The organism is Haemophilus sp. THUN1692, assembly GCF_059704395.1.
On the sequence record NZ_AP046579.1, the window covers coordinates 1,261,689 to 1,285,660 of the forward strand.

At 39.0% G+C, this 23,972-nt stretch carries 24 protein-coding genes, 5 tRNA genes and 1 pseudogene; 10 read left to right on the forward strand and 20 right to left on the reverse strand.

The features are described 5' to 3' along the window. Positions 1 to 3: 3 nt before the first annotated feature. Together fabZ and AC6H0A_RS06225 are read right to left on the reverse strand one after the other, a co-directional pair. Positions 4 to 408 (reverse strand): 3-hydroxyacyl-ACP dehydratase FabZ, encoded by a 405-nt coding sequence (gene fabZ / locus AC6H0A_RS06220; RefSeq protein ID WP_044233196.1) that lies wholly within the window; start codon positions 406 to 408, stop codon positions 4 to 6. 127 nt (positions 409 to 535) lie between these two features. Next, positions 536 to 2,095, reverse strand: a complete 1,560-nt coding sequence (locus AC6H0A_RS06225; protein WP_044233179.1) for a phosphoethanolamine transferase — start codon at positions 2,093 to 2,095, stop codon at positions 536 to 538. 130 nt (positions 2,096 to 2,225) lie between these two features. On the opposite strand from AC6H0A_RS06225, the gene pyrH reads away from it, so the two are divergent. Next, entirely contained in the window at positions 2,226 to 2,939 is a 714-nt protein-coding gene (pyrH, locus tag AC6H0A_RS06230) for a UMP kinase (RefSeq protein WP_005628053.1), read from the forward strand. A gap of 64 nt (positions 2,940 to 3,003) precedes the next feature. Here the strand turns inward: pyrH and AC6H0A_RS06235 are convergent, their stop codons facing one another. From AC6H0A_RS06235 to gltX, 4 genes are all read right to left on the reverse strand, one after another. Further along, positions 3,004 to 4,530 carry a catalase gene (locus AC6H0A_RS06235; protein WP_005642751.1) on the reverse strand — a complete coding sequence of 509 codons (1,527 nt, stop codon included), beginning with the start codon at positions 4,528 to 4,530 and terminating at the stop codon, positions 3,004 to 3,006. A gap of 200 nt (positions 4,531 to 4,730) precedes the next feature. Further along, positions 4,731 to 5,810: a tyrosine-type recombinase/integrase gene (locus AC6H0A_RS06240; protein ID WP_497512582.1), complete on the reverse strand. Its 1,080-nt coding sequence runs from the start codon at positions 5,808 to 5,810 to the stop codon at positions 4,731 to 4,733. Positions 5,811 to 5,987: 177 nt separating this feature from the next. Beyond that, a tRNA-Ala gene (locus AC6H0A_RS06245) sits at positions 5,988 to 6,063 on the reverse strand. A gap of 80 nt (positions 6,064 to 6,143) precedes the next feature. Beyond that, positions 6,144 to 7,586, reverse strand: coding sequence for a glutamate--tRNA ligase (gene gltX, locus AC6H0A_RS06250; protein WP_179230959.1), 1,443 nt, complete (start codon positions 7,584 to 7,586; stop codon positions 6,144 to 6,146). A gap of 170 nt (positions 7,587 to 7,756) precedes the next feature. On the opposite strand from gltX, the gene AC6H0A_RS06255 reads away from it, so the two are divergent. The 5 genes from AC6H0A_RS06255 to lpt6 all read left to right on the forward strand — a co-directional run bounded on the left by AC6H0A_RS06255 (position 7,757) and on the right by lpt6 (position 9,990). Next, a tRNA-Val gene (locus AC6H0A_RS06255) sits at positions 7,757 to 7,832 on the forward strand. 43 nt (positions 7,833 to 7,875) lie between these two features. Further along, positions 7,876 to 7,951 (forward strand) — tRNA-Val (locus AC6H0A_RS06260). Between the two features lie 58 nt (positions 7,952 to 8,009). Next, a tRNA-Val gene (locus AC6H0A_RS06265) sits at positions 8,010 to 8,085 on the forward strand. 52 nt (positions 8,086 to 8,137) lie between these two features. Continuing rightward, positions 8,138 to 8,213: transfer RNA gene (locus tag AC6H0A_RS06270), tRNA-Val, on the forward strand. A 121-nt stretch (positions 8,214 to 8,334) separates the two neighbouring features. Then, a complete protein-coding gene (gene lpt6, locus AC6H0A_RS06275) occupies positions 8,335 to 9,990 on the forward strand; it encodes a phosphoethanolamine transferase Lpt6 (protein ID WP_005642757.1) in 1,656 nt (551 codons plus the stop codon). A 43-nt stretch (positions 9,991 to 10,033) separates the two neighbouring features. Here lpt6 and AC6H0A_RS06280 read toward each other — a convergent pair whose 3' ends face one another. Genes AC6H0A_RS06280 through AC6H0A_RS06290 form a run of 3 tightly spaced genes read right to left on the reverse strand, consistent with a single transcriptional unit; the run spans position 10,034 to position 11,975 of the window. Next, a complete protein-coding gene (locus AC6H0A_RS06280) occupies positions 10,034 to 10,831 on the reverse strand; it encodes a virulence factor BrkB family protein (RefSeq protein ID WP_005642758.1) in 798 nt (265 codons plus the stop codon). After that, on the reverse strand, positions 10,828 to 11,310 hold the full coding sequence (locus tag AC6H0A_RS06285; RefSeq protein WP_005642759.1) for a YchJ family protein: 483 nt from the start codon (positions 11,308 to 11,310) through the stop codon (positions 10,828 to 10,830). The genes AC6H0A_RS06280 and AC6H0A_RS06285 overlap by 4 nt, the downstream gene beginning before the upstream one ends. Before the next feature lie 2 nt (positions 11,311 to 11,312). Then, entirely contained in the window at positions 11,313 to 11,975 is a 663-nt protein-coding gene (locus AC6H0A_RS06290) for an MOSC domain-containing protein (RefSeq protein WP_005642765.1), read from the reverse strand. A gap of 123 nt (positions 11,976 to 12,098) precedes the next feature. Between AC6H0A_RS06290 and AC6H0A_RS06295 the strand changes: the two genes are divergently transcribed. The 3 genes and pseudogenes from AC6H0A_RS06295 to AC6H0A_RS06305 all read left to right on the forward strand — a co-directional run. Then, entirely contained in the window at positions 12,099 to 13,598 is a 1,500-nt protein-coding gene (locus AC6H0A_RS06295; protein ID WP_005642769.1) for a helicase HerA-like C-terminal domain-containing protein, read from the forward strand. 104 nt (positions 13,599 to 13,702) lie between these two features. Further along, positions 13,703 to 14,461 carry a uridine phosphorylase gene (gene udp, locus AC6H0A_RS06300; RefSeq protein WP_005635080.1) on the forward strand — a complete coding sequence of 253 codons (759 nt, stop codon included), beginning with the start codon at positions 13,703 to 13,705 and terminating at the stop codon, positions 14,459 to 14,461. A 448-nt stretch (positions 14,462 to 14,909) separates the two neighbouring features. After that, a pseudogene (locus tag AC6H0A_RS06305) lies at positions 14,910 to 15,181 on the forward strand (IS3 family transposase); the annotation flags it as partial. A 72-nt stretch (positions 15,182 to 15,253) separates the two neighbouring features. Here AC6H0A_RS06305 and AC6H0A_RS06310 read toward each other — a convergent pair. The 11 genes from AC6H0A_RS06310 to ccmA form a co-directional block, all read right to left on the reverse strand. After that, positions 15,254 to 15,553 carry a hypothetical protein gene (locus AC6H0A_RS06310; RefSeq protein ID WP_005642775.1) on the reverse strand — a complete coding sequence of 100 codons (300 nt, stop codon included), beginning with the start codon at positions 15,551 to 15,553 and terminating at the stop codon, positions 15,254 to 15,256. Positions 15,554 to 15,563: 10 nt separating this feature from the next. After that, positions 15,564 to 16,094 carry a DUF8095 domain-containing protein gene (locus tag AC6H0A_RS06315; RefSeq protein ID WP_005642777.1) on the reverse strand — a complete coding sequence of 177 codons (531 nt, stop codon included), beginning with the start codon at positions 16,092 to 16,094 and terminating at the stop codon, positions 15,564 to 15,566. Between the two features lie 111 nt (positions 16,095 to 16,205). Next, positions 16,206 to 17,123 (reverse strand): c-type cytochrome biogenesis protein CcmI, encoded by a 918-nt coding sequence (gene ccmI, locus AC6H0A_RS06320; RefSeq protein ID WP_005642778.1) that lies wholly within the window; start codon positions 17,121 to 17,123, stop codon positions 16,206 to 16,208. Next, positions 17,124 to 17,585 carry a cytochrome c-type biogenesis protein gene (locus tag AC6H0A_RS06325; protein ID WP_005642779.1) on the reverse strand — a complete coding sequence of 154 codons (462 nt, stop codon included), beginning with the start codon at positions 17,583 to 17,585 and terminating at the stop codon, positions 17,124 to 17,126. Further along, positions 17,585 to 18,130: a DsbE family thiol:disulfide interchange protein gene (locus AC6H0A_RS06330; protein WP_005642780.1), complete on the reverse strand. Its 546-nt coding sequence runs from the start codon at positions 18,128 to 18,130 to the stop codon at positions 17,585 to 17,587. Before AC6H0A_RS06330 ends, AC6H0A_RS06325 begins: the two co-directional genes overlap by 1 nt. Positions 18,131 to 18,242: 112 nt before the next feature. After that, a complete protein-coding gene (locus AC6H0A_RS06335) occupies positions 18,243 to 20,189 on the reverse strand; it encodes a heme lyase CcmF/NrfE family subunit (protein ID WP_005642782.1) in 1,947 nt (648 codons plus the stop codon). Beyond that, on the reverse strand, positions 20,186 to 20,707 hold the full coding sequence (gene ccmE / locus AC6H0A_RS06340; RefSeq protein ID WP_005631161.1) for a cytochrome c maturation protein CcmE: 522 nt from the start codon (positions 20,705 to 20,707) through the stop codon (positions 20,186 to 20,188). The genes AC6H0A_RS06335 and ccmE overlap by 4 nt, the downstream gene beginning before the upstream one ends. Continuing rightward, positions 20,704 to 20,907, reverse strand: a complete 204-nt coding sequence (gene ccmD / locus AC6H0A_RS06345; RefSeq protein WP_005642784.1) for a heme exporter protein CcmD — start codon at positions 20,905 to 20,907, stop codon at positions 20,704 to 20,706. Before ccmD ends, ccmE begins: the two co-directional genes overlap by 4 nt. Positions 20,908 to 20,949: 42 nt before the next feature. Continuing rightward, a complete protein-coding gene (locus AC6H0A_RS06350) occupies positions 20,950 to 21,690 on the reverse strand; it encodes a heme ABC transporter permease (protein WP_179230958.1) in 741 nt (246 codons plus the stop codon). Between the two features lie 60 nt (positions 21,691 to 21,750). After that, entirely contained in the window at positions 21,751 to 22,416 is a 666-nt protein-coding gene (gene ccmB / locus AC6H0A_RS06355) for a heme exporter protein CcmB (RefSeq protein WP_005642788.1), read from the reverse strand. Positions 22,417 to 22,420: 4 nt separating this feature from the next. Next, a complete protein-coding gene (gene ccmA, locus AC6H0A_RS06360; protein ID WP_005642790.1) occupies positions 22,421 to 23,059 on the reverse strand; it encodes a cytochrome c biogenesis heme-transporting ATPase CcmA in 639 nt (212 codons plus the stop codon). A gap of 264 nt (positions 23,060 to 23,323) precedes the next feature. On the opposite strand from ccmA, the gene sodA reads away from it, so the two are divergent. Further along, positions 23,324 to 23,971 (forward strand): superoxide dismutase [Mn], encoded by a 648-nt coding sequence (gene sodA, locus AC6H0A_RS06365; RefSeq protein WP_005642792.1) that lies wholly within the window; start codon positions 23,324 to 23,326, stop codon positions 23,969 to 23,971. Position 23,972: the final 1 nt, after the last annotated feature.

The following is a 23,972-nucleotide window of genomic DNA, read 5'->3' on the forward strand; positions in this document are numbered from 1 at the left end:
TAATTAACGACGAGCGCACATTAGTTTTGCTTCACAAGCAATTTCACCGTTTACGGTTGCTACACCAGTAAATGCTGTGATGCCACGGCGTTCTTTAATCACTTGAACGTTTAATTCCATTTGATCTCCAGGTAACACTGGACGTTTAAAGCGCGCTTCATCAATACCTGCGAAATAGAATAATTCACCGCCTTTTAATTCGTGAGTTTTAAAGGCTAAAATGCCCATTGCCTGTGCCAAAGCTTCTAAAATTAAAACGCCCGGTAAAATAGGTTCGCCAGGGAAGTGACCTGTGAAACAAGGCTCATTGACGCTAATATTTTTAATCGCTTTTAACCATTCGCCTTCTTTAAAATCCAATACGCGATCCACTAATAAAAATGGATAGCGATGTGGTAATAAAGTCATAATTTCTTTTGATTCGATCACTCTTGGTTGTTGTTCTGACACGTTGACACCTTACAAAAAATAAACAAATAAAATCACTCGGATTATACGATATTTACGGCTAAAAATAAAACGCACTCAATATAGCCTAGTGTTTAGGACGAATATCAATGGCTGGATCGTCATCTTTACGATATTTTTCATCAATTCGTTTTTGCAATCCAAAGTCATTTTTATCCGATTCGTTAGAAAATAAATCTTCTGTTTGCGTTAATTGAGAATTTTTAATTCCTATCCAATTTGCGATTCCTTCTAAGAAGTTTAAACCCGATTTAAACACCTTATATTCTTTACGTTCGGTGTCATCCGACGAAATTTTGAATAGCGGAATATTATGGTGTTCTCGACTGAAACAGTTTTGATTGAACAAAAGTATATTGTTTTTTTCATCTTGTTGGTGGCATAAACCGTGATCTGAGAAATAAATCATTGAGAAAGTGTGGTGATTTTTCTTCGCGTTTTCTTCAAGCTGATCATATACACGTTTTAAAAATTCATCAGTTTTCTTAATAGACGACACATAGCAATTTAAGTAACCATATCTCGGATTAAGATCTTTATCATCAAAGATTTTTGGATAATCTTCGACACGGTCGCAAGCCATTGGGTGTGAACCATAAATATGCAACACTATAAAACGTTTTCCTTGAACAGGATCTTCTAGTACTTGGGCGAATTTTGGTAATAAATCAAAATCGCTAAAGTTAGTAGAATTAAAGCTCCCGCCTTTTTTTAAGAAAAAGGTTTCATCAGATTTTGAGGCAAGGGATGAAACTGGCGTATCGAATTCACCGAGCATACCTTGATTAGAAAGCCAATAAGTTTTCACGCCTGCAGATTTGATGAGATCCACTAAACTCAAGCTGTAATTGGGTTCCCATTTTTCTTTGTTAGGAAGAGTTAACATAAGGCGAAGTGAGGCTACAGTATTTGTTCCCGCTGAACGAAAACCATCAATCAACGTGCCTTTAGCGCTAGACATAAATGGTGTATTTTCAATCGGATACCCATAGGCATGGTGATAATCTTTACGTGCACTTTCACCAAGAACAATCACATAATCATCATAGCGTGAATTTTCTAATGTTGATTTTCCCCAGTTATCAGATTGGGACATTTGTTTTAGTTTTTGCACTTCATCTACAATTTTTAATGTGGAACTTACCGTTTCTTTAATCGGTTCAGCAAGTGGCATGTTGTAAGCAAAGAGCAGTGTTGCTAAGGCAATAAATGTTTTATTACGATAAAATTTTATGCCAAATTTCACCGCACTTTTGTACTGAAGAAAAATCAAAATAGGAATGGCAAAAGCAATTAAGTAACTACTCACAGGGATTTGCAATAGAAATTCCTTCGTTTCCAACATATCTGTCGCGAAAAGCGAGGCAATATATTGGTAGCTTGGAGGACCAAAATTTAGCCCTGTAGGCGTATAAAAAGCATGCAGTAACGCAAGCGGTAGCAAAATAAAATAGAAGGATTTTTTACTGCTGCTTAATAAGAGAATAGTTGTTGTCGTAAGTAGAATGAGAGCCACACTTGGTTCTGTAAACATTCCAGAACCGATTAAAATAAAATGACCCGCTAATGCGGCACAAATCACCGCAAAAAGTACGGGCAAAATTTGGCTTGTTTTTTTCGTGTTCATAATTGTCTTCCCTGAAAAGAAAATGTCGCTATTATCCACCTTTCACTCAGAATTTCCATATTTAACTTCTTCACTCTTGAGCGGTTATTTTATAGAATAAACCAATTTTTTAAGCCAGAGGGAAAAAACAATGAGCCAACCAATTTATAAACGTATTTTATTGAAATTAAGCGGTGAAGCATTACAAGGAGAAGATGGTTTTGGTATCGATCCTGCGATTCTCGATCGTATGGCTGTTGAAATTAAAGAATTAGTTGAAATGGGCGTGGAAGTCGGTGTTGTTCTTGGTGGTGGCAATTTATTCCGTGGCGCAAAACTAGCAAAAGCGGGAATGAATCGCGTGGTGGGCGACCATATGGGAATGCTTGCTACTGTGATGAATGGTTTGGCAATGCGTGATTCTTTATTCCGTGCTGATGTGAATGCTAAATTAATGTCCGCTTTCCAATTAAATGGTATTTGCGATACTTATAACTGGTCTGAAGCAATCAAAATGTTACGCGAAAAACGCGTAGTCATTTTCTCTGCGGGAACAGGAAGTCCATTCTTTACCACAGATTCTGCCGCTTGTTTGCGTGGTATTGAAATTGAAGCTGATGTTGTATTGAAAGCGACTAAAGTTGATGGTGTATATGATTGTGATCCTGCAAAAAATCCTGATGCAAAACTTTATAAAAATTTAAGTTATGCAGAAGTGATCGATAAAGAATTACAAGTGATGGACTTAGCGGCGTTTACTTTAGCTCGCGATCATGGCATGCCGATCCGAGTATTCAATATGGGTAAACCTGGTGCATTACGTCAAGTAGTGACAGGCACCGAGGAAGGCACCACTATTTGTTAGTGAATGTTGAAAAGTAAAACGGTAGGAAAATTCCTACCGTTTTTGTTTGGCTACAGCCTAGAGATTATAACAATCCGCCTTGACCTAATGCTGGGTCAGTTTCACGTGCTTTTAATGCATCTTCAACGGTTAAGCCCAATGCTTTTGCAACGCCTTCACCATATACAGGATCACACCAGTGACAGTTACGGATATGACGGTATTTGATGAACTCAGGTGCATCGCCCATTGCAGCCGCAGTATTGTTGAACAATGCTTGTTTTTTCTCTGGATTCATTAAGTTAAATAATGCACGCGGTTGGCTGAAGTAATCATTATCATCATTACGAAAATCCCAGTGTGCTGCATCTCCGTTGATACGAAGTGGTGGTTCAGCAAAGTCTGGTTGTTGTTGCCATTGGCTAAAGCTGTTTGGCTCGTAGTGCGGTAAGCTACCGTAGTTGCCATCTACACGACCTTGGCCATCACGTTGGTTGCTATGAACAGGGCAACGTGGACGGTTTACTGGAATTTGACGGTAATTCACACCTAAACGGTAACGTTGTGCATCCGCGTAGTTGAATAAACGAGCTTGTAACATTTTATCTGGGCTTGCGCCGATACCTGGAACTAAATTACTTGGTGCAAATGCAGATTGTTCTACATCAGCAAAGAAATTTTCTGGGTTACGGTTAAGTTCAAATTCACCCACTTCAATTAACGGATAATCTTTTTTCGGCCATACTTTGGTTAAGTCGAATGGATGATAAGGTACTTTTTCCGCATCAGCTTCAGGCATAATTTGTACATATAATGTCCATTTAGGGAAATCACCACGCTCGATTGCTTCATATAAATCGCGTTGATGGCTTTCACGATCATTTGCGATGACTGCAGCTGCTTCTGCATCAGTTAAGTTTTTAATACCTTGTTGAGTATGAAAATGGAATTTTACCCAGAAACGCTCGCCAGCTTCATTCCAGAAACTGTAAGTATGTGAACCATAACCATGCATATGGCGATAGCTTGCAGGAATACCACGATCACTCATTACAACGGTTACTTGGTGTAATGCTTCTGGTAATAATGTCCAGAAATCCCAGTTGTTTGTTGCTGAACGCATATTAGTGCGAGGATCACGTTTTACAGCTTTGTTTAAGTCTGGGAATTTACGTGGATCACGTAAGAAGAACACTGGGGTATTGTTACCCACTAAGTCCCAGTTACCTTCTTCAGTATAGAATTTTAATGCAAAACCGCGAATATCACGTTCAGCATCAGCTGCACCACGTTCACCGGCAACAGTGGTAAAGCGTGCAAACATTTCTGTTTTTTTACCCACTTCACTGAAAATTTTTGCGCGAGTATATTTAGTAATATCGTGTGTGACAGTAAAGGTACCAAATGCACCAGAACCTTTTGCGTGCATACGACGCTCTGGAATAACTTCTCGTACGAAATCAGCTAATTTTTCGTTAAGCCATAAATCTTGTGAAAGTAATGGACCACGCGGACCTGCAGTTAAACTGTTTTGATTGTCCGCCACAGGGGCGCCATTTCCCATAGTTAAGTTAGTAGACGATAAATGTGAAAAAGGGCATTGAGAACTCATTATTAACTCCTTGTATGTATGAAATAAGTAGGGTTGAAATAAATTTCATAAACATCATACAAAAAGGTTTTAACGATTGAAATCTATCAAATCAATCAAAAAAAACTATGTAAGGTAACAAGGTTTTGAGATTAGATGTATTTTTATTGGTTTTATAATGCAACAAAAAAGCCTTGAAATTTAAAATTCCAAGGCGATAATCACATTTCCCCAATCTCGCGCGGGATGCCGTTTTCTCCTAACCACGTTCGCGCCAGCCCGCGGAATCCGTGCGCGGTTTGTCTGCCATGGTATCCAAAACGTTTAATAGCCATATTTATGCTAGACGGATTCATTGGCGCGTGATTATCGCCCCGTTTCAAGAATACATATTCAAAACGTCCATTAATGGCGTGTAACCGCTTAAGTAAAATCACGGCTTGAATTGAAAGCGGGATAGAATGCGCTTCACGTGCTTTCATGCGCTCTGCGGGAATAACCCAGATTTTCTTTTTAAAATCTATCTCATCCCACCGCGCCCCGCTCGCTTCCCCTGCTCGGGTCATAGTTAAAAGCTGAAATTGCACTAGCCAGCGTGTTTGTGTTTCTATGTTCGCGTTGGCTAAATCCTGCATAAATTGCGGTAATTCTTCAATCTCGATATGCGGGTTATTTTGTTTCTTGTGTTTCTTGAGAGCCTGCCCCATCTTGGCGCAAGGGTTGAAAGGAATAAGCCCACCATTCACGGCAAAGTTTAAAATCTCGTTGATGTAGCCTGCTAAACGGTTAGCCATATCAACGTTATTACGCTGCTCTACCCGTTGCAATGGTGCCAGCGCAAGAGTAGGCACTATTTCCGCCACTGGATAACGCCCAATAAAAGGGAATATATGCAAATTTAAGGATCCCCAATATTTGGCTAGCGTCTTTTCGGCAATTTCGCCCCGCTTTTTATCCCGCCATTTTTCCGCCACCGCTAAAAAGGTGTTAGCTTCGGCTAGTTCCTGTTCACGCTGAACTTTCTCTTTGTGGGTTTTCGGGTCTATCCCCTGTGCAATTAAAGCGCGGTATTCTTCCCGCCATTGTCGCGCCTGTGCTATGGATATTTCGGGATAGTTTCCTATGGTTATATTTGTGCGCTTTTTGGTTGTAGGGTGGTAATAGTTAAAAAGCCACGCTTTCGCGCCAGTGGGTTTTACACGTAAAAAAAGCCCCTGCCCGTCCATTAGGTTATATTCCTTGTTTTGGGGCTTGGCTCTTTCTACTTCGGTGTTTGTTAAAGGTTTAGTAATAATCGCCATGAAAAATTGCCATTTGGTAACAAGATTTTGAATTAGTTTACCATCTTGTTCCCTCGTGTGTTACCAAAATCTGCGGTCATTATGCGTTACTATGCGTTAAATTGAACGCTAAAATGCTCTAAAATACTGATTTTTGAGCACAAAAAAAGCAAGGTGCTTTACCTTGCTTTATTAATTTGGTGGAGATAATCGGGATCGAACCGACGACCTCTTGAATGCCATTCAAGCGCTCTCCCAACTGAGCTATATCCCCATAAAAGACAGCGACATGATAAAATTTGACTATGTGGCTGTCAATACGATTTTATTATACGTTTGTTATCCGATTAAATATTAAGCGTTTTGTGCATTAATAAAATCAATAGCACGCTGAATGCGCGCAAGTACGCGATCTCTGCCGATACCGACTAGGGTAACATCCATTGATGGCGATTGACCAGAACCTGTCACCGCGACACGTAATGGCATGCCAACTTTACCCATGCCCACTTCTAGTTCAGCAACCGTTTGCTCAATTGCTTCGTGAGTAGAATGTAAATCCCAGCTAGAAAGTGCGGTTAATTTTTCTTTCACTTTTGCTAGTGCTTCGGCAGCGTTGCCTTTGAAATGTTTTTTTGCTGCTGCTTCATCAAAGGTTTCAAATTCTTCAAAGAAGTAGCGGCTTGAACTAGCCATCTCTTTTAAGGTTTTGCAACGTTCCGCAAGCATGGTGACTATTTCAGTTAATGCTGGACCATTGCTTGTATCAATACCTTGATCCTTGTAATGCCATTCAAGGTGTTTAGCCACGTATTCTGGTGGTAATTCACGGATATAATGTTGATTTAACCACTGTAATTTTTCAGTGTTGAATGCACTAGCTGATTTGCTGACGTGATCTAATTCGAAATAGTTGATCATTTCTTCGCGACTGAAAATTTCCTGGTCACCATGTCCCCAGCCTAAACGCACAAGATAGTTGATTAAAGCTTCCGGTAGGTAACCATCATCACGATATTGCATTACGCTCACTGCGCCATGTCGTTTAGAGAGTTTTTGGCCATCATCTCCATTAATCATGGAAACGTGCGCATAGGTTGGAATTGGAGCACCAATCGCTTTTAAAATATTGATTTGACGTGGCGTGTTGTTGATATGATCTTCGCCACGTACCACATGAGTGATGCCCATGTCCCAGTCATCCACAACTACGCAGAAGTTATAAGTTGGTGAACCGTCTGTACGACGAATAATAAGATCATCAAGCTCACTGTTACTGATTTCAATACGGCCACGCACGGCATCATCAAATACGACTAAGCCTTCAGTTGGATTCTTAAAACGTACGACATGAGGTTCATCAGGTGAATGGTTGTGATCGTGTAAGCAGTGACGGTCATAACGTGGTTTTTCTTTATTTTGTTCTTGAGTATGACGAAGTTCTTCTAAGCGATCTTTAGTACAATAACAACGATATGCTAAGCCTTGTTCAATCATTTCATCGATCACTTGGTTATAACGATCAAAGCGTTTAGTCTGGTAATAAGGGCCATGTTCCCAAGGAAGATTTAACCATTCCATTCCTTCAATAATGGCAGCAGTTGCTTCTGGTGTTGAACGCTCTAAATCCGTGTCTTCAATTCGTAATACAAATTCGCCGTTATTATGTTTTGCGTATAACCAAGAATAAAGTGCGGTACGTGCGCCACCTACATGTAAATAACCTGTAGGACTAGGCGCAAAACGAGTACGCACTTTTACATTTGGATCTAAATTAAAAGGAGCATCTAGTTTCATTTTTATAACCTATCTTCAATAAAATATTAGTCGTTATTCTACTACGACTTGTTTGACTTCTAAATAAAAAAGCGGATTTTATGCTTATTTTTACGACAATTAAACAAAATTTAATAAAAAGGTATTGACTGAAAATGCATTCTCCCTATAATGCCAACCCACAACATTAAGGGCGATTAGCTCAGTTGGGAGAGCACCTCCCTTACAAGGAGGGGGTCACTGGTTCGAGACCGGTATCGCCCACCACTTCTCTAAAAAGTGTTCTTAATGTTACTAAGTTTGACCTAGCGGGCGATTAGCTCAGTTGGGAGAGCACCTCCCTTACAAGGAGGGGGTCACTGGTTCGAGACCAGTATCGCCCACCACTTTTCTAAAGTGTCCTTTCCGCTCAAACTTTCCCTTTATATTTAGACGCTTTCTAGTGGGCGATTAGCTCAGTTGGGAGAGCACCTCCCTTACAAGGAGGGGGTCACTGGTTCGAGACCGGTATCGCCCACCACTTAAAAGTGTTTAAATAAACCGAAAATTTAGGGTTTTACCTTAATATTATCGGGCGATTAGCTCAGTTGGGAGAGCACCTCCCTTACAAGGAGGGGGTCACTGGTTCGAGACCGGTATCGCCCACCACTTTATTTTCAAATTATCCAAATAATTTTCTTTTCCCGTTCAATCCATTACGTTTACGTGATAAAGTGCGTAGACATTGTCATGTCTCATTTTAGTCTGTTATGCATCATAGGGAAAATTCATGATCGCTTATACTTTCTTAGCTTTATTCACGATTGCGGCAGTGATTTTTATCGTAAACTCCCATTATCGTTGGACTTATTTCTTTGCTATTACGCTTTTTACTTTTTTATTTGGTGGCATGCTTATGGTTTCCGGCCAATGGCAACGTGCTTTAAATTTTTCATCAGTGCTTTTTGTGGTACTGATGTTATTTCACCGTTTAAAAATTCATTATTACAAACAGCCTTTGTTAATTTCAGATTTCTTTCTTGTGGTAGATTGGCGAAATTGGGAAACCTTAATTCATTATAAAGGTGCGTTGTTTGGCGTTATTGGGCTACTTGCGTTATTAGGTTATGCGATTTTTGGTTTTAATGATGTCGAGTCTTTAGGACTATTAGGTTACAGCATTGGGGCGTTATTGTTTATCGTTAGCTTTAGCTTGATGTGGCATTATTCTAAAAAGCCAAGTGCGGTGCAAGTTTGGCTAGATTCTTTGCCCGATGATGGTCGCGATGTGTTTTTAAATTTACCAATGTCTTGCCGCGGTATTTTTTTCAAGGTGCCAAATTTTGATGGCAATAGCCAAAATTTTATTGAAAAAATGACCGCACTTTCATCTGATACAAACAACCTATCTGAAACAAAACCCGATATTGTTGTAACATTAATGGAATCTACGCTGAACCCTCATCAATTTGCTTTTAGTCAGCAATCTATTCCACCACTTTCCATGTTTGAATCCCAAAATGATACGGTATTTGCTTCGCCGTTGCGTGTACATACTTTTGCTGGCGCAACGTGGAAATCAGAATTTGCTTTTTTAGCCGGTGTGCCTTCGACAGATTTTGGCGCGTTAGCAAGTGGTGTTTTTTATTCTGTTGTACCGCACTTGCAATCAGGCTTAGTGAAAAATCTAAAAGCTCAAGGATATTTTTGTGTTGCTTTGTCGCCTTTTACAAAAGGTAACTACAATGCGAAATCCGCTTATGATCATTTTGGTTTTGATTTAATGTTGCAGCCACAAGATCTTGGTTATCCTGCGCCTATCAGTAAAAATCTTTGGGATATTAGTAGTGAAGAAATGATGAAGTACACCCGAATGATTTTGGAAAAGCAGCATCCTGCATTAGAAAATGTGGATCAGCCGATGTTTGTTTATGTATTGACTATGCGTGAACATGGTCCATATGAATTGGGCATGGAAAATAAATTTAATCTTCAAATGCCTAATTTAGGGGCTAAAAATATTTCTGCATTGAATGACTATACTCAACGTATTGTCGCATTGAATGATGCGATTGAAGGAATTAATAACTATTTACATGAACGTAAAAAGCCTTTTGTTCTAGGTTATTTCGGTGATCACCAGGTGGCATTTGATAATGTTATCCCTCCGAAGAAAGGAGATTATGCACAGCCCGATTATGTGACTCAATTTGTTGTAAGAAGTAATTGTGCGAGTCAATTTAAGCAAGAACAAGTTTTTTTAGATCTCGCTTTTGCCGGAGGTGTCTTGATGAATGTAGCTGGATTATCAGCAGAAGATGAATTTATGAAAGCGAATATGGCAATGTGTAAACTAAGTAACGGAAAATTGGAAGATTCTTCTAATCCTACATTTGTGAATGACTATCGTCATTATCTCTATCAAACCTTAAAGATTGCAAAATAGCTAAATAAAAAAGACCGATGTTGATAAATCGGTCTTTCCATTTTTATTCTTTTAACTCACCTAATACTTCAGATAATTGTGCCCCGACCAACACAACTAGCCAGCTAATCTGAATCCACAATAGCATGATCGGTAATGTTGCCATTGCGCCATAGATTAGTTGATAAGAAGGGAATGTGGTGATGTACCAAGTAAAGGCTTGTTTACCAAGTGTAAAGAAAATAGCGGCAATAAGCGCACCACAAGCAGAATATCTTATATCCACTTTCTTATTTGGTACGATGGTATAAATTAATATGAAAATAAACCATGTGAAAAAGAACGGGAGTAAACTGAGCAATTTCACACCGAGTGAAAGTGTTTCTGATTGTTCAAACATCACTTTTATATAAGAACTAATCCCTATACTTGTACCTATAATGAGAGGCCAAAAAGTCAGAATCATCCAGTAAATCGCGAAAGAAGTAAAAATAGGGCGGATACTTGTATCATGCCAAATGCTGTTGAGGGTTCGGTCAATGTTATTAATTAGCATCAAGGCAACGGCAATTAAACTCACAATCCCCACCGCACTCATTTTTTTGGAGTTTGATACGAATTGATCGATATATTCGCCTACCATATCACTCGTCGATGGCGCAAAATTGGTGAAAATCATTTCTTTCAATTCTTCAGTGACTTCATTGAATACAGGAAAGGCAGAGAATATAGAAAAAATCACCATCACCATTGGTACGATAGCAAGCATCGTGCTGTAAGTTAGTGCGCCAGCAGCTTGGTTGAGTTTATTTTCTGAAAAACGTTTCCAAAAGAGCTGGCTAAATTGTTTCAATGAAATCATAAAAATTCCCCACAGCAATGTTTAAATTTTTTACCAGAATCACATACACAAGGTTGTTTCATTGTAGGCAAGGATACGGTCGGATCCACAAAATACCAACGGTTTTCAATTTTTACAAAAATTGACCGCTCTTGATGGGTTAGTTCTCCCTCTTCACCTTGAAAAATAGCTTTAAATTCCACCGCACTTTGAGTTTTTGTGAGGTTTTCTGTTTTTAGGATTTCTAATCCTAGCCATGTCGTGTTGTCAGCCCATTCTTGCAATAGATGAGTCTCTAATAAACTTTGTTGGTTTGGCACAGTTGTTGCAACAATATAAGGTATATTTTTTAAAACATAAGCCGTATAACGTGAACGCATGAGTTGTTCTGCCGTTTCGGGAAACGATTGTCTCAAATGAAATTTTCCACAACAATCTGCGTAATGATGGCCAGATTGACATGGACAGTCTTCTGAAAGTGCGGTTGAAATTTCTGACATATTTATCCCTGTTGTTTGAATTTCGATACTTGCGATCGAATTGAGCGTTTAAAGGCTTCAGCTAATACTTCAATATCTAATGCCGCCTCTAGTTCAGCTTCATTCTCGGGTGCGGATAACAAGCGATTTAAATGGCGAATTGTTACTTGCGGATAAGGGCGCGAGAGCAATTTTAGTTCATCACCTTGTCTAATTTCTCCCGTTTCAATGACGCGAACATACCATCCACTGAGCCCAGTTTGATAAACAATATCGCGAGTCTCTTCGTTTTCCGTATTTTTTGATAAACGCTCACAAGGTTTACGTGGCTGAGACACTTCTAAAATAGTTGAGCCGATTTGATAACGATCGCCAATGCAGACATTGTCTTCATTCAAGACTGACACGACAAAATTTTCTCCGTAAGTGGCGGTTTCCATGTAAGAAAAATTTTTATTTAATAAAGCATTTAATTTATTAAAAGAATCTGCCGACATAAAAAAGAGAGATTTATCTAGACCACCATGATGTTTTTTCAAACCCACATCGTTTCCTTCTGCACCAAGAGAATGAATTTTTACCGATGGTACTGTTTTCTTACGAATTGCGCTTTCGTATACACTTCCATCTGAAAAGGTTAGGGTTTGAACTTGTCCCACTTTTATAACTAAAATTTTTGCATTCATTTTGCTTTTTTATTGTTCCAGAAAAATTTTCGTAGAATTATAACCGAAAACGTTTAACTTTTTGACTGCACTTCTTTTTTTACTTATTATTCGTTACAACAAAAAACAAAAGGATATTCATTTATGCAATACGCTCTCTCTCGCACAGAACAAGGTAAAATCCTAGGCATCACTGCCAAAATGGCTAACCGCCATGGCCTTATTGCTGGCGCAACAGGTACGGGTAAAACTGTCACATTACGTAAAATGGCAGAAGCTTTCAGTGATGATGGGGTTCCGGTATTTTTAGTAGACGTAAAGGGCGATCTTTCTGGCTTAGTAAAGAGCGGTCAATTTCAGGGCAAAATTGCGGAACGAATTGAGCAGTTCGGGTTAGGCAATGAAAATTATCTCAATGGATATCCTGTTTCTTTTTGGGATGTTTTTGGCCAAACGGGCATTCCTCTCCGAACAACTATTTCTGAAATGGGCCCGTTGTTGCTTTCTCGTTTATTGAATCTAAACGCTACGCAAGAAGGATTGTTAAACCTCGTATTTCGTGTGGCAGATGATAAAGGTTTATTGCTCATTGATTTAAAAGATCTACGTGCAATGCTGAAGTATGTTGCAGAGAATGCGAAAACCTTCCAAGTTGAATATGGCAATGTTTCGACCGCAAGTATTGGTGCAATCCAACGAGCATTACTGACACTTGAAAATGAAGGTGCCACAAATTTATTTGGTGAGCCCGCATTGAATCTAGATGATTGGATGCAAACTCGCGATGGGCGAGGGGTGATTAATGTACTCAATTCTGAAAAATTGATTAATTCCCCAAGAATGTATAGCGCATTTCTATTATGGTTGATGGCAGAACTCTTTGAACAACTGCCAGAAGTGGGTGATCCTGAGAAACCTAAATTTGTTATGTTTTTTGATGAAGCACACTTATTGTTTGACGGTGCACCAAGCGTACTCGTGGAAAAAGTAGAACAAGTTGTGCGCTTGATTCGTTCTAAAGGCGTGGGGATCTATTTTGTCACGCAGAACCCGCTTGATTTGCCAGATACCGTATTAGGCCAGTTAGGTAACCGTGTTCAACACGCTCTTCGTGCATTTACTCCGCGTGATCAAAAAGCTGTGAAATCAGCTGCAGAAACTTTCCGAGCAAACCCTTCAGTGAATGTCGTTGAGACCATTTCAACCCTTGGAGTGGGCCAAGCATTGGTATCCTTTTTAGATGAAAAAGACATGCCAACGCCAGTTGAAATTGCCTATATCTATCCGCCAAAAAGTCAGCTTTTACCATTAACGACAGACGAACGTAATGCTTGGGTGAAAGATGATGATCTTTATGCGTATTATAAAGAATATGTAGATAATGAATCTGCCTTTGAAGTATTAACTGCTCAAGCGGATTTATCTGCGGTACAACAAAAACAAGCAGAGCAAGCCCAAACGGAAGAAGAAAACGGCTTCTTAGGCAGTTTGAGCCGAATGATTTTTGGTACGCAAAAGCGCGGTGAAAAATTATCGCCAACTGAGCAAATAGTAAATAGTGTTGCGCAATCTGTAGGGCGAAATATTCGAAATCAAATTACCAAGCAAATTATGAGAGGCATAATGGGCGCGCTTAAGAGATAAAGTTGTATTTTAGAAAAATACTTGGCGTGCTTTTATTTATTCAAATAATCTGATTTCGCCTCAGGGTGAAATCATCACGTTAAATGGCAATAAGGAGATTTATTATGTCAGACGTATTCCACTTAAACCTCACAAAATCCCAGTTAAAAGGGGCTACACTCGCTATTGTTCCTGGCGATCCTGCGCGTAGTGAGCGTATTGCTAAACAACTTGATAATCCAGAGTTCCTTGCTAGCACGCGCGAATTTACTTCATGGTTAGGTTATCTTAATGGACAACCTGTTGTTGTATGTTCTACGGGTATTGGTGGGCCATCAACATCAATTTGTGTGGAAGAACTTGCTCAACTTGGTGTTCGCACTTTCTTGCGTATTGGTACAACGGGTGCCATTCAACCACATATTAATGTAGGTGATGTTCTTATCACAACCGCTTCTGTTCGCTTAGATGGTGCAAGCCGTCATTTCGCACCATTAGAATATCCAGCTGTGGCAAACTTTGAATGTACAACCGCACTTTATAATGCAGCGAAAGCAAAAGGTATCGAGCCTTATGTAGGCGTAACAGCATCATCTGATACATTCTATCCAGGTCAAGAACGTTATGATACCTATAGCGGAAAAGTATATCGTGATTACCAAGGGCTACTTAAACAATGGCAAGATTTGAATGTGATGAACTACGAAATGGAATCGTCAACATTGTTTACCATGTGTAGCGCATTAGGTTTGCGTGCTGGGATGGTTGCGGGCGTGATTGTAAACCGCACTCAACAAGAAATTCCAAATGAAGCAACAATGAAACAAACGGAAGAAAAAGCTGTGTCTGTTGTGATCGCAGCTGCGCAGGCGTTGTTAAGTTAATCTCTTTTAATTGAAAGAATAAAGCCTTGTAATCTGCACCCAAAAGTTAGACGAGACAACTAACTGATTAAGGTGCAGATTTTTTATCATTAAATATACCCAATCCGTCAAACAACAAGTGATCGATTTTTATCTTCGACACAGTAAAAACCCTTTTCTCACAAAGAAATATTTTCATTTTACTGACACAATCTTGAGAGACCGGATTAAACAATTTGGGGCTATCCTAGATAACTAACTTAAATTCCTCTTAACTAATTGTTTTAAAGTGAGTTTAAAACTGCTCTAAACTGAATAATTCATAGAGTTTTGATAGTGAGAATTTAACTAAATCATCGACCATATAATCAATAAATCGTACAAATTCTGACTGAGTTGAACTAATGAAAGGTGGGTTATAGGCCTAAGTGAATTTAAATATGTAGAAAATGGTAGCAAGGCTTGAGGAGCAAACCCTATTTTACATTTTACCCAAGGGTTGCAATATCAAATAAGAAGTTATCAAGAAATCCTGTTGAAAAATAGTATTTGAAAAGTATGTCAAGAAAAAGAAATTGTCTAGATAATAAGATGATAAATAGCTTCTTTGGATGGTAAAAACGGGGTTTACGATAGAAAATAATTTGATGCTTTTGAGCAACTCGAAAAATGATCCATGAATACATTCATTATTACAATCATGAGCGTATTCAGTTTAAACTAAGAGAACTAGCTCTATAGTTCCCATAACTTAGCCTTGATTTAACAGCCCAACCTTTTGGAGGTTGCTGAATTATTAAGGCTTTAGTTTTTCTATCTAAAATGATGGTAATTATAATGATACCCAACACTTGGGACTACAGGGATAACTGGTAGCGAACTTCTCACTCGAGTTTTAACCTTATTATCACTCGCATTCAATTTTAAGTTAGTATCAACTTGGCTTGCCACTTTATCTTTCTGAGCCTGAGTAACCGTATTACCACTTGTTACACGAGCATTATACTCTTGCACAGTCTTCATATCATAAACACCGCCACCAGTTTGTTCTGGTTGAGATGAACATGCAGCTAAACCTAAAATTGCACAACTAACAAAAACTATCTTTCTCATTAAATACATCCTATTTACAAATTACGTCAGTCAATACAGCCCTACCTTCTGATACATAACTCGTTGCTTTTTCCTTTAATGTTTTATTTTCTTTTAACTGAATACGCTTAGATAAATCTTTATCTGTAATTGAATAAACTGGCACATAACTTAAATTTTGAGGATCTTTTTGATTATAAATCGTCGCTCCCGTTACGCTACCGTAATATTCACTTTTATCATTTGGCGAAAGATAATTGTGAGTTGAATTTGTATAATCCACACCTCTTTTCACTTTAAATCCTTGACAAATGCCCGCTGGAGACTCAAAAACACTCTCCGATGAACTCATCTCGTCAATTTTATAAACTTTTAACTCAATACTTTGTGCAAGTTTCTGCACATCATTATCAGAAACATGTGAGTTAAAAGCCTTTTTATCTTTTTCATCAACATAAGTTACTGAGCTAGACATTCCTTCTGCAAGAGATAAGCGTGGTATAAGCAAGCTAATCAGCATGCAACAAAATAAAGAAAAAAATGTGTGATTTTTATGATCCATTTCTCGTTTTCCTTAATATACTGGACTGTATTTCTCACATGAAATACGAACAATTAACCACATGCCAACAATACCAAAGCACTATACCAAAAAGACTTATATGATACTAGGTTATTTTTCAGGTGTAATACTTTTTGATTTTTCTTCGTTTTGAGCTTCTAAAGCATCACGCGCAGCACGAATACTTTTTTCAATTAGAGGAACTCGCTCATCATCTTTCGGCATTAAGCGCAGCATCATCGCCCAAGTCACTGCCGCCATTTTATAATCTTCTGTTTCAAAATAACGGAATGCGAGCAGACTTAACGCTTCAATGTTAGTGTGATCTTGACGAATCACTTCTCTCAATAAATTGCCACCTTTAAGTTTATCAGTCGCGTCTTCAGAGAACATCAATATACGAGCATAACCTAATTTATATTGCACATTATCTGGTTCAAGTTTGTTAGCTTTTTGATAGCTATCAAATGCCAAACGTGCATCACCTAAATTCATCCCAATCTGACCGAGCATCCACCATTTTTTTGCATCAGTTGGATTTTTCTGCAAATCGATTCGAAGTGCGGTAGAAAATTGCTGCATTTCTGCATCAGAAAATGGATTTTTATCTTCATCTTTCATTCGATCAAAGAAATAGGGCAATTTCGCATAAGTTTGCTCTAACATCGATTCAGCTTGCCAAGATCCCACCATAAAATAAGAAGAACCCGCGATAATCCCTAACGCCAACACGCCAGACGCAAACCACACTTTCCCATAAGATTTGCCAGAATAATCCACATTCTCTTGAACCTTGCTCGGCACATCATCAAGCAAGGTTTTCTGTAATTCTTGTTTGAGTTGCTCAACATTTTCAACTAAACCTTGAGAATTATCTTGCTCAATTTCTTCTAAGCGCGAGAAATATAACGCCTTATTTAAATCATCACGTTTTTGCCCATGTTTAGCTTTGAATTGACGCAATAAAGGATAAAAACAAATTAACGCTACAACTAAAGTGGTTAATATAAAAATTAATGCAAAATTCATCTATTTATCCTTGTTTAATAATTCTGCCAAACGCGCATTATCTTCATCCGTTAAAACATCTTGGGATTTCACCGCACTTTGAGCTTTTGGTTTACGTTTTAATAAAAATACCACGCCTAACAATACAAGCAATAATGGCGCAATCCATAGCACTAATGTACTCGCTGTCATAGGTGGATCATAGGTTACAAAATTGCCGTAACGTACGACCATATAATCCACTACGTCATTTTTCGATTTGCCTTCTTGTAAAAGCTCAAATACTTTGCCACGCATATCCACAGCGATAGTTGCATTGGAATCCGCAATATTGTTATTTTGACATTGAGGACAACGCAAAGATTGTGTTAATTGGTGGTAATCACTCTCTTGCTGTGGAGAACTAAAATTTAATGCGTCAATCGCTGAAAACGCCACTGAGCTAAACAAAAGAGCGGTCAAAAATAGCCATGTTTTTTTCATTATTGTTGCTCCGAAAGTTTGTCATAAATTGTTTTTAAAGTCTGAGTCCAAACTTTCTCATTTACATCACCGGCATAACGATAATGAATCACACCTTTTCCATCTACAATGAAAGTTTCTGGTGCTCCATATACCCCTAAATCCAAACCGAAAGAACCTTTTTCATCTTTTAAAACAACTTGATAAGGATTGCCAAGATCTTTTAACCACTTCATTGCTTTAGGGGATTCATCTTTATAATCTAAACCGATAATTCGCACACCGTCTTTAGCAAGTTTATTTAAATATTGATGTTCGGCATAACAAGTCGGACACCACGTCGCCCACACATTAAGCAAAACCGGCTTACCTTGTTGAAACAATTCATTAGTGTAAGCTTTATTTTCAAAAAGCTCCGTTAAATTTTTTGCTGGCACAGGCTTGCCAACTAAAGCAGACTCTAATGCTTTAATATCTTCACCTTGCGCATTACGTTTTAATTGCACTAAAAATGCAATTGTTATCGATAAAAAGAGAATAAGAGGAACGAGTAATTTTTTTTTCATTTTTTACCGCACTTTAAATATAAAAACCAAAGTTGGCTTTCCTGAAAGCTCACATTATTCACGCAAGCTAATTAAAAGTTAAAGCACACCTTAATCAAGGTGCGCCGTCATATTATTTTTTCAATAAAGCGTTAAATCGATAGCGTCGATCGAACATACACAACAATCCACCTAACGCCATAAACAAGCCGCCAATCCAAATCCAGCGAATAAATGGCTTATAATATAAGCGTAACGCCCAAGAATTATCCTCAAGTTTTTCACCGAGAGCCACATAAAGGTCACGAGTTAAACCACCAGCAATCGCGGCTTCCGTCATAGACATCCGACTTACTGTGTAAAAACGTTTTTCTGCGAATAAACTTGCCTCTGGTTGCCCATCTTTCGAAATATCAATTTGAGCTTTTCCACCAATATAGTTTGGACCATTCTCATCCGTCACACCGGTGAATTTAAAATCGTAACGACCAATTTGAGCGCTCTCGCCGACTTTCATTCGAACATCACGTTCTACGCTAAAGTTTTGGCTAAATGCAATTCCCCATACGGTCATAGCTACACCTAAGTGAGCTAACATCATTCCCCAATGAGAACGAGATAGTTTTCGTACGCCCACAAAGAATAGTTCACGATGCGTCGCACGTTGTTGCAATTCATAAAGCGCAAGTAACGCGATAATCACAGTCATCATTGAACCAAGCACCGAACTCACGGTAATTTTATCTTGCAAGAAGTAAGGTAACGCAAAACCTGCAATCACCATAACAAATACGCTAATAACAACAGGCGTACGAATTGCAGAAAATTGGTCTCTACGCCATTTCACCAAAGGTCCAATACCAAGCAATAATGCAAATGGTGTCATAATAATTAAGAACATTTGATCAAAGAATGGCGCACCAATAGAAATAGAACCTAAACCAACTTGTTTATGAACGAGTGGTAACAACGTTCCTAAGAAGACAACGCAAAGTGCGGTCATTAATAAGATATTATTTAATAACAACATACTTTCGCGTGAATAGCGTTCTGCATTATCACGAGAGCGAATTTGACTTCCTTTATACGCATAGAGTGCTAGCGAACCACCGATCACCACAACGAGGTAAGCCAAAATATACAAACCACGAGTTGGATCCGATGCAAATGCATGAACTGAAACCAAGATGCCAGAACGAACTAAGAACGTGCCGAGCAGACAAAGTGAAAAGGCTAAAATCGCAAGTAATACTGTCCAAGCTTTGAAAGAACCTCGTTTTTCTGTCACAGAAAGAGAGTGAATCAATGCTGTACCAGCAAGCCAAGGCATAAACGAGGAGTTTTCCACAGGATCCCAGAACCACCAGCCCCCCCAGCCAAGCTCATAATAAGCCCACCAAGAACCGAGTACGATACCTAAAGTTAAAAACACCCAAGCTGCAAGCGTCCAAGGACGTGACCAACGCGCCCAAGCTGAATCTAATTTTCCAGTCATTAAGGATGCAATTGCAAACGCAAATGCCACCGAAAAACCAACATAGCCCATATAAAGTAATGGCGGATGGAAAATCAAACCTACATCTTGCAACATTGGATTGAGCTCTTTTCCGTCCACTGGGAAATCAGGGAAAGTACGAGTAAAAGGATTTGAGGTGAACAAGACGAACAACACAAAACCTACGCTAATAATCCCCATAATACCAAGTACGCGAGCAACCGCTTCCTGAGGCAAATGTTTACTCAATAAAGCAACAGCTGATGACCAAACGGCCAGTAGCCAAATCCACAGCAATAAAGAACCTTCGTGAGAACCCCATACGGCAGACAAACGATAATAAATCGGTAAAGCCGTATTAGAGTTATTCACCACATACTGCACACTAAAATCATTTACTGCGAATAAATAAAATAATGCAGCAAAAGCGATGCTTAAACTTGCAAATAAACCATAAGTCATTGGGCGAGCTAATGCCATTAATTGTGCATTACCCTTTTCTGCCCCCCACAAAGGGAAAATCGCCAACATAAGCGATACGGCTAAACTTAAAGCCAGCGCATAATTTCCTAATTCAGCAATCATTTTGCGCCTTCTTTTTCTTGACGATCACGTGTGCTTTCGCCTTTTAAATCTGCATCGCCAATCCCCATCGGTTTATGCACTTTTTGCATTTTTTCACCTAATTCTGGTGGCACATAATTTTCATCGTGTTTAGCCAATACTTCTGTCGCAGTTAAAACAGTTGGCTGAGTTAATACACCTTGAGCCACAATACCTTGTCCTTCACGGAAAAGATCTGGCAAAATGCCTTCATATTCAACAGTGATCGCTGGGCCAATATCATTTAAATCGAAGCGCACTTTTAAGCTTTTTGGATCACGTACTACCGTGCCTTCAACCACCATACCGCCAACACGAATACGCTGTCCTACTTCTGGTTTTTGATTCGGGTTATTATCCTTACCTTGAATCACTTCAGATGGCGTATAAAACAAGTCGATATTTTGACGTAACGCATACAGCATCAATCCACTTGCAATAGCAATGCCGAGCACAACAAAAATGACTAATTTAAATCTGGATTTACGTCTTGGATTCATAGTGTGTTCCCTTTATTTGCTTGTTGTAAACGTTCTTCGCGTTGTTGCTCACGCAATACATTTTGTAACGCTGTCTTGCGTTGTTTTACACTTTGAACAATTAAGGCAATAACTGCCACTAAACTTACTGCATAGGATAACCATACGTAAAAACCGTAGCCACCCATATTAAAAAAATCACTCCAAGTCTGGAAAAACATAAAATATTCCTTATAAAAAATCGCTAAAAAACTAACCGCACTTTATTTCAGTGTTTGAGCTAATGCTTTAACCCAAAGACGTTTCGCATCTTCTTTCAATAATTCCACGCGATAACGCACTAAAGTAAGCCAAATATACAAGGTTAAAAAACCAAAGATACACAAAATTAATGGAACCAACATTGGAATTGCAATGGATGGTTTTTCCAGTTTAGTGATACTCGCACCTTGATGTAACGTGTTCCACCATTCCACAGAAAAATGAATAATCGGTAAAATCACGACCGTTGTAATGCATAAAATCCCAGCCGCTTTTGCCCCTACATTACGATCTGAAAAAGCAGAATAAAGTGCTAAGATACCAAGATAAAGAAAGAATAAGATCAATTCTGCAGTTAAGCGAGCATCCCACACCCACCAAGTGCCCCACATTGGTTTACCCCAAATCGCGCCCGTAACAAGCGATAAGAAAGTAAACAATGCACCAATTGGCGCCATTGCAATCATTGCGAGGTGAGCTTGCTTAATTTGCCACACAAGAGCAACCACAGCTGCAATCGCCATTGAACCGTACACACCCATTGACCAAATCGCTGTCGGTACATGCACGTACATAATTCGGAAACTATTGCCCTGTTGGTAATCTGCTGGTGCGAATGCTAAGCCCCATACAATGCCGACACCGAGTAAAATAAGCGTTAAAAATGCAAATAACGAACTCAATTTACCGCAGATACGATATTGAGTTTCGGGTTTTGCATAAGGATGTAGCCACTTCCACATAAAAAAGATCCTTAAAAATGAAAGAGAAAAACCACCGCACTTTTATACGGTGGAATGAAATTAATTATCTAAACTAATTCGCAGTGCTGCTGCGATGGCAAAAGGCGAAAGCGTTACAGCGCCAACCATCATGGCGCCTAAAATCGCCAGTTGCCCCCCATAAGGCACATTTAATCCTGCAGCCTCTAATACTGATGACGCAAAAATTAAAACAGGAATAAACAACGGAACAACAAGCAAACTCAACAACACGCCACCTTTTCGCAATCCCACCGTTAAAGCGACGCCAATTGCACCGATACAACTAAATACAGGGGTGCCCAGTAACAATGTCAAAACCAATGCCCACCAAATATTGACCTCAAGAGAAAGCAATAAAGCGGCAATAGGTGACAGCAAAATAAGTGGCAAACCAGTTAGCAACCAATGTGCAACCACCTTAGCTAAAGCAGTCATCGGCAAAGGCTGTGTGGTTAACATTAATTGTTCAAGAGAGCCATCAATAAAATCATCACGGAATAAACGTTCAAAAGAAAGCAATGCTGAAAGTAATGCGGCTACCCATGCGATACCCGGTGCGATACGGGAAAGTAATTTAGGATCCAGTCCAATAACAAGCGGAAACAAAGTAATCACAAGTAAAAAGAACCATAGCGGATTTAAAATTTCCGCATTTTTGCGCATCGCAATTTGAAGTTCTCGTTTAATTATCTCTAAAAAAATCATTAAGTTATTCCGCTTTATAAGCCGCTAAATTTAATTTTTGCAGATGAGAACTTGGCACTTCTTGGTGGCTGGTTAACAATACGATACCACCTCTTTGAGCATGCTCATCAAAAAGTGCGGTTAGAATTTCCACGCCTTTTTTATCAATCGCAGTAAAGGGCTCATCTAAAATCCATAAGGGCGCTTGAGACAACCATAAACGACCTAATGCAATACGTTTTTGTTGCCCTGCAGAAAGTTGTGCGGCGGGCAAATCTTCACGACCTAACAACCCTACTTTCTCAAGCAAATCCCACAAAATATCAGTATTTTGTTCAGCTTGACTAATTCGTTGATAAAACTGCAAATTTTCCCATGCAGTTAATTCTGGTTTTACGCCCGAAAGATGACCTAAATAAAGCAAATTCTGATGATACTGTTCACGTTGTTTAGAAATTGCTTCAGAATCCCACCGCACTTCGCCTTCTAAAGGTTGGGCTAAACCCGCAAGAATACGTAATAAACTGGTTTTACCTATGCCGTTATGCCCTTCAATTTGCACAAAATCACCGCTATTAAAATCGCAAGTCAAAGCACGAAAAAGTACGCGCTCACCACGTTGGCAGGATAAATTTTGCAGAGATAACTTGTGTGGTTCAAACATAATTGCAAAGGGAAAATAAAAAGTGGCGGTATTCTATCACAAGAGAAATATTTGACGAGATTTTAGCCCCCGAAACAGATAACTCTTTAGGTGTAGATCGATAGGTTTATTGATTTAAAACAAGGTTTAATAAATTCGTCTATTAATGTAAAAGGAAAAACATTTAATGATCTAAATCAAAATTTTTGCTATTATTTGCCCAATTTTGGTTATAGACCAAAACCCTCAACGAAATTTGTCTTTATTACATAGAAGGAATAAATTATGGCTTACACTCTACCTGAATTAGGCTACGCCTACGATGCATTAGAACCACATTTCGATGCGCAAACAATGGAAATCCACCACAGCAAACACCACCAAGCTTATGTAAACAATGCAAACGCTGCATTAGAAGGTTTACCGGCTGAATTAGTGGAAATGTGCCCAGGTCAATTAGTTTCTAACCTTGACAAAATCCCTGCAGAAAAACGTGGCGTATTACGCAATAACGCAGGCGGTCATGCAAACCACAGCTTATTCTGGAAAGGTTTGAAAAAAGGTACAACCTTACAGGGCGCATTAAAAGATGCTATCGAACGTGATTTCGGTTCTGTAGATGCATTTAAAGCTGAATTTGAAAAAGCAGCAGCAACTCGTTTCGGTTCAGGTTGGGCGTGGTTAGTATTAACTGCTGAAGGTAAATTAGCCGTTGTATCAACAGCAAACCAAGATAACCCATTAATGGGTAAAGAAGTGGCGGGTTGTGAAGGTTTCCCACTTTTAGGTTTAGATGTTTGGGAACACGCTTACTACTTAAAATTCCAAAACCGCCGTCCAGACTACATTAAAGAATTCTGGAACGTGGTAAACTGGGATTTCATTGCAGAACGTTTTGAACAAAAAACAACACACTGCAACTGCGCAAAATAAT

Coding starts and splice junctions, on each gene's coding strand:
- fabZ (WP_044233196.1), bottom strand. CDS start 408: ATGACTTTATTACCACATCGCTATCCATTTTTATTAGTGGATCGCGTA.
- AC6H0A_RS06225 (WP_044233179.1), bottom strand. CDS start 2,095: ATGAACACGAAAAAAACAAGCCAAATTTTGCCCGTACTTTTTGCGGTG.
- pyrH (WP_005628053.1), top strand. CDS start 2,226: ATGAGCCAACCAATTTATAAACGTATTTTATTGAAATTAAGCGGTGAA.
- AC6H0A_RS06235 (WP_005642751.1), bottom strand. CDS start 4,530: ATGAGTTCTCAATGCCCTTTTTCACATTTATCGTCTACTAACTTAACT.
- AC6H0A_RS06240 (WP_497512582.1), bottom strand. CDS start 5,810: ATGGCGATTATTACTAAACCTTTAACAAACACCGAAGTAGAAAGAGCC.
- gltX (WP_179230959.1), bottom strand. CDS start 7,586: ATGAAACTAGATGCTCCTTTTAATTTAGATCCAAATGTAAAAGTGCGT.
- lpt6 (WP_005642757.1), top strand. CDS start 8,335: ATGATCGCTTATACTTTCTTAGCTTTATTCACGATTGCGGCAGTGATT.
- AC6H0A_RS06280 (WP_005642758.1), bottom strand. CDS start 10,831: ATGATTTCATTGAAACAATTTAGCCAGCTCTTTTGGAAACGTTTTTCA.
- AC6H0A_RS06285 (WP_005642759.1), bottom strand. CDS start 11,310: ATGTCAGAAATTTCAACCGCACTTTCAGAAGACTGTCCATGTCAATCT.
- AC6H0A_RS06290 (WP_005642765.1), bottom strand. CDS start 11,975: ATGAATGCAAAAATTTTAGTTATAAAAGTGGGACAAGTTCAAACCCTA.
- AC6H0A_RS06295 (WP_005642769.1), top strand. CDS start 12,099: ATGCAATACGCTCTCTCTCGCACAGAACAAGGTAAAATCCTAGGCATC.
- udp (WP_005635080.1), top strand. CDS start 13,703: ATGTCAGACGTATTCCACTTAAACCTCACAAAATCCCAGTTAAAAGGG.
- AC6H0A_RS06310 (WP_005642775.1), bottom strand. CDS start 15,553: ATGAGAAAGATAGTTTTTGTTAGTTGTGCAATTTTAGGTTTAGCTGCA.
- AC6H0A_RS06315 (WP_005642777.1), bottom strand. CDS start 16,094: ATGGATCATAAAAATCACACATTTTTTTCTTTATTTTGTTGCATGCTG.
- ccmI (WP_005642778.1), bottom strand. CDS start 17,123: ATGAATTTTGCATTAATTTTTATATTAACCACTTTAGTTGTAGCGTTA.
- AC6H0A_RS06325 (WP_005642779.1), bottom strand. CDS start 17,585: ATGAAAAAAACATGGCTATTTTTGACCGCTCTTTTGTTTAGCTCAGTG.
- AC6H0A_RS06330 (WP_005642780.1), bottom strand. CDS start 18,130: ATGAAAAAAAAATTACTCGTTCCTCTTATTCTCTTTTTATCGATAACA.
- AC6H0A_RS06335 (WP_005642782.1), bottom strand. CDS start 20,189: ATGATTGCTGAATTAGGAAATTATGCGCTGGCTTTAAGTTTAGCCGTA.
- ccmE (WP_005631161.1), bottom strand. CDS start 20,707: ATGAATCCAAGACGTAAATCCAGATTTAAATTAGTCATTTTTGTTGTG.
- ccmD (WP_005642784.1), bottom strand. CDS start 20,907: ATGTTTTTCCAGACTTGGAGTGATTTTTTTAATATGGGTGGCTACGGT.
- AC6H0A_RS06350 (WP_179230958.1), bottom strand. CDS start 21,690: ATGTGGAAGTGGCTACATCCTTATGCAAAACCCGAAACTCAATATCGT.
- ccmB (WP_005642788.1), bottom strand. CDS start 22,416: ATGATTTTTTTAGAGATAATTAAACGAGAACTTCAAATTGCGATGCGC.
- ccmA (WP_005642790.1), bottom strand. CDS start 23,059: ATGTTTGAACCACACAAGTTATCTCTGCAAAATTTATCCTGCCAACGT.
- sodA (WP_005642792.1), top strand. CDS start 23,324: ATGGCTTACACTCTACCTGAATTAGGCTACGCCTACGATGCATTAGAA.